Source organism: Piscinibacter sp., assembly GCF_050175855.1.
GTDB lineage: Bacteria > Pseudomonadota > Gammaproteobacteria > Burkholderiales > Burkholderiaceae_C > Piscinibacter.
In genome coordinates this window covers 1-2,577 of the sequence record NZ_JBFXIO010000562.1, presented here as the reverse complement: position 1 = coordinate 2,577, position 2,577 = coordinate 1, and the positions used below count along the sequence as shown (strand labels likewise).

Below are 2,577 nucleotides of genomic sequence, written 5' to 3'. Positions count from 1 at the left end.
CTGGTCGACGCTGTCGGGCACGAAGGTCACCTGGTGCACCGGCAGGCCGCGCTGGACGAGACCGCGCACCTCGTCCATCAGGTTGTGGAAGGGGTTGCCCTCGATGTTGTACTCGGCCTGCGGCCAGGCCTTCAGCAGTTCGCCAAGGTCGGTGACGTCGTGCGGCCGGATATGGCGCTGATCGGGCCTCGGGTGCACGGTGATGCCCTGGCAGCCGGCCTCCAGCGCCAGCGTGGCGGCGCGGGTCACGCTGGGGATGCCGAGTGCGCGCGTATTGCGCAATAGCGCAACCTTGTTCAGGTTGACCGACAGCGCGGTCGTGCCGCGGTGGGCGTCGAGGCCCGAGGTGACGAGCGGGTTCATCAGAGCGTCCGGAGGTCGTGCATCACCGCGCGGGTGCGCAGCGGCGTGGAGCCCAGATGATAGTGAAGCAGCGCGCGCAGTTGCACCTTGAGCGCCGGCAGCGCGAGCGCGCAAGTGTGCTGGAGCGCCTCCAGTCCGCCGCGGTCGAGGGCCGACTGCAGGGCCGTGAGCACCGCGCCGTGCAGACCCGCCTCGTCGCCCGGCACCTCGATCAAGCCGGCGTCGCCGCGCAATGCGTAGAGGCCCTCGGCGCGCAGCGGCTGCAGCGTCAGCGTGGCCATCGAGAGATCCGGCAGCAGGCCGATCTCGCGCAGCAGCGTCAGCTCGAAGGCGCGCAGCGCAGACGGCGCCACGGCTTCGTCGGCCGACGCGAGCGACGGCAGCGTCTGCGCGTAGGCGTCGAACAGCACCGGGTGGGCATCGTGCCGCGCCAGCAGCTTCATCAGCAGCTCGTTGAGGTAGAAGCCACTGAACAGCGCCTCGCCGGTCAGCATCGCCATGCCGCCGGCCCACTCAGCCTGGCGCAGCGTCTGGATGTCGCTCGCTCCCTCCCCCTCCGGCAGCCGACCCAGCGACGCGTTCACGCGCTGGAAGGGCAGCAGCACCGCGCGCAGGTTGGAGTGCGGCTTCTTCGCCCCCTTGGCCACCACCGTCAGGCGACCCTGGGCACGGGTGAACAGGTCGAGGATCAGGCTGGATTCGCTCCAGTCGTAGCGGTGCAGCACGTAGGCCGCCAGCGGCGCCGCGCCGCGCGCCGTGGCCATGCGCTACTCGTAGCCGTAGCTGCGCAGGTGGTCTTCGTCGGCCGCCCAGCCCGAGCGCACCTTGACGAAGAGCTCGAGGAAGACCTTGGCGTCCATCAGCTGCTCGAGCTCCTGGCGGGCCTCGGAGCCGATGCGCTTGAGGCGCTCGCCGCCCGACCCGATGATCATGCCCTTGTGCGCATCGCGCTCGACGACGATGGAAGCCGCGATGCGCCGCAGATTCCCCTCCTCCTCGAACTTGTCGATGACGACGGTGGAGGTGTAGGGCAGTTCGTCGCCGGTCAGGCGGAACAGTTTCTCGCGGATGATCTCGCTGGCGAGGAAGCGCTCGCTGCGGTCGGTGAGTGCGTCTTCCTCGTAGAACCAGCCCTGCTCGGGCAGGTAGGGGCGGATGATCTGCAGCAGCCGCTCCATGTCGGCCGCTTTCTTCGCCGACAGCGGCACGTACTCGGCGAAGGCGTGGCGGTCCTGCATGCCCTTGAGCCAGGGCAGGATCTCGGCGCGGCGCTGCACGGCATCGAGCTTGTTGGCGACCAGGAACACCGGCTTGTTCTGCATGCCCTCGCCCTGGATCAGCGACAGCACCTTGGCATCGTCGAGCCCGAAGCGGCCAGCCTCGACCACGAACAGCACCACGTCGACGTCGGCCAGCACGCCTTGCACGGTGCGGTTGAGCGTGCGGTTCAGCGCGGCGCCGTGTCGCGTCTGGAAGCCCGGCGTGTCGACGAACACGTATTGCGTGTCGCCGACGGTGCGAATGCCGGTGATGCGGTGCCGCGTGGTCTGAGCCTTGGCCGAGGTGATGCTGATCTTTTGCCCGACCAGCGCGTTGAGCAGCGTCGACTTGCCGACGTTCGGGCGGCCGACGATGGCGATCAGGCCGCAGCGCTGCGCCGCGGGCGGATCGTCGGACGAGGGGCCGTCGGTCATGAGCGCAGCGGCCCGCCCGGGCGGTCACTCGCCTTGAGCACGTCGAGCATGCGCCGAGCCGCCTCCTGCTCGGCCTGGCGGCGTGCACGCCCCTCGCCCGACTGGGTCAGCCCGAGCGCGGGCACGGCACACTCGACCTCGAAGGTCTGCGCATGGGCCTGGCCGCGGGTGGCACTGATGCGGTAGCTCGGCACGGGCAGGCGGCGCGCCTGCAGCCACTCCTGCAGCTCGGTCTTGGCATCCTTGGCCCAGCCGCCGATCTCGGTGCCGGCGATCACCTCGCCGAACAGGCGTTGCGTCAGTTCGCGTGCGGCATCGAAGCCGGCGTCGAGGAAGACGGCGCCGATCACCGCCTCGAGCGCGTCGGCGAGGATGGAGGCGCGCTGCGCACCGCCGCCGCGGGCTTCGCCTTCGGACAGGCGCACCACCGCGGGCAGGCCGAGGTGCAGCGCCATGCGGGGCTGGCTGTCTTCGCGCACGAGGTGCGCCCGCACGCGGGTGAGGTCGCCGTCGTCGGAGC

The 2,577-nt window shown here is 70.3% G+C and carries 4 protein-coding genes; all 4 read right to left on the bottom strand.

Features of this window, described 5'->3' with window-relative positions; genetic code table 11:
- Positions 1-363: pyridoxine 5'-phosphate synthase (locus AB7U92_RS25725; protein WP_428583483.1), on the bottom strand; the 363-nt coding region annotated here is incomplete at its 3' end.
- Positions 363-1,127 carry a DNA repair protein RecO gene (gene recO / locus AB7U92_RS25720; protein ID WP_428583481.1) on the bottom strand — a complete coding sequence of 255 codons (765 nt, stop codon included), beginning with the start codon at positions 1,125-1,127 and terminating at the stop codon, positions 363-365. The genes recO and AB7U92_RS25725, both read right to left, overlap by 1 nt.
- Positions 1,128-1,130: 3 nt before the next feature.
- Positions 1,131-2,057 (bottom strand): GTPase Era, encoded by a 927-nt coding sequence (era, locus tag AB7U92_RS25715; RefSeq protein ID WP_428583479.1) that lies wholly within the window; start codon positions 2,055-2,057, stop codon positions 1,131-1,133.
- Positions 2,054-2,577: ribonuclease III family protein (locus AB7U92_RS25710; RefSeq protein ID WP_428583477.1), on the bottom strand; the 524-nt coding region annotated here is incomplete at its 5' end. The genes era and AB7U92_RS25710, both read right to left, overlap by 4 nt.

Coding starts and splice junctions, on each gene's coding strand:
- recO (WP_428583481.1), bottom strand. CDS start 1,127: ATGGCCACGGCGCGCGGCGCGGCGCCGCTGGCGGCCTACGTGCTGCAC.
- era (WP_428583479.1), bottom strand. CDS start 2,057: ATGACCGACGGCCCCTCGTCCGACGATCCGCCCGCGGCGCAGCGCTGC.